This window comes from Kitasatospora sp. NPDC059088 (assembly GCF_042738155.1).
GTDB lineage: Bacteria > Actinomycetota > Actinomycetes > Streptomycetales > Streptomycetaceae > Kitasatospora.
The window spans coordinates 28,092-28,817 of the sequence record NZ_JBHYGR010000122.1 but is presented as its reverse complement, the minus strand read 5'-3'; the positions used below and the strand labels follow the sequence as shown (position 1 = coordinate 28,817).

1 protein-coding gene is annotated in these 726 nt (G+C 67.6%); it reads left to right on the top strand.

Annotated features, from left to right (window positions below; all coding sequences use genetic code 11):
* Positions 1 to 200 precede the first annotated feature (200 nt).
* The gene (locus ACFWXO_RS36165; RefSeq protein WP_380529432.1) at positions 201 to 695 is read left to right on the top strand and encodes a helix-turn-helix domain-containing protein; all 495 of its coding nucleotides are present in this window, start codon (positions 201 to 203) and stop codon (positions 693 to 695) included.
* Positions 696 to 726 lie beyond the last annotated feature (31 nt).

The window sequence follows — 726 nt, the reverse complement described above, 5'->3', positions numbered from 1 at the left end:
TCTCTTACGATGCCGAGGAATCGACGCTCCGTCAAGTCCTTCGCTTGGTTCGGTCGGTGAGTCCCGGCCGCGCATCAATAGATTCGGCTCTCCGGCCTTGTCGGAACACGGCGCATCTGGACGGCTACGGTCCGACTTGGCTACGGTCGAAGTCGTCCCGGATCGTCCAAGTGCCGCACCATCGTCCAGGGGAGGGCGAGATGGCCAATGAGAGGCTGCGAGGGGCGATCCTCGCCAGCAATTTGAAGATTGAGCAGATCGCGGAGCGGCTCGGCGTTAGCCCGCGAACCGTCGAGCGATGGGTGGAAGCCAAGGACGAGCGCCGCCCGTACCGGCGTTTCCAGTACGCACTCGCCAACTTGTTGCAGCGAGACCTGTCGGAACTCTGGTCAGACGAGCAGACCAGCAGCGCGACGGCGGAAGCCGGCCGAGCTGAGCTGGTGAAGCTGTACCCACACCGCGCGGTCGTGCCGAAAGAGCTGTGGACGTCCCTCTATGCGAAGTCCACGCGGCACTTCGACCTGGTGGTGTACGCCGGATTCTGGCTCTCGGAGGACCCGCTCTTCTTCCGCCTCGTTCGGGAGAAGGCGCAGGCCGGCGTGCCCGTACGGCTCATGCTGGGGGGGCCCCCCGGGGGGGGGGGGGGCCCCCCGGGGGGGGGGGGCGCGGCGGGGCGGCGCGGGGGGGGGGTGTGATAGAGACACTCACCGCACACGAGCGCCCGAG

What these genes read in the sequence shown, in the direction of transcription:
- ACFWXO_RS36165 (WP_380529432.1), top strand. Translation starts at nt 201, where the DNA reads ATGGCCAATGAGAGGCTGCGAGGGGCGATCCTCGCCAGCAATTTGAAG.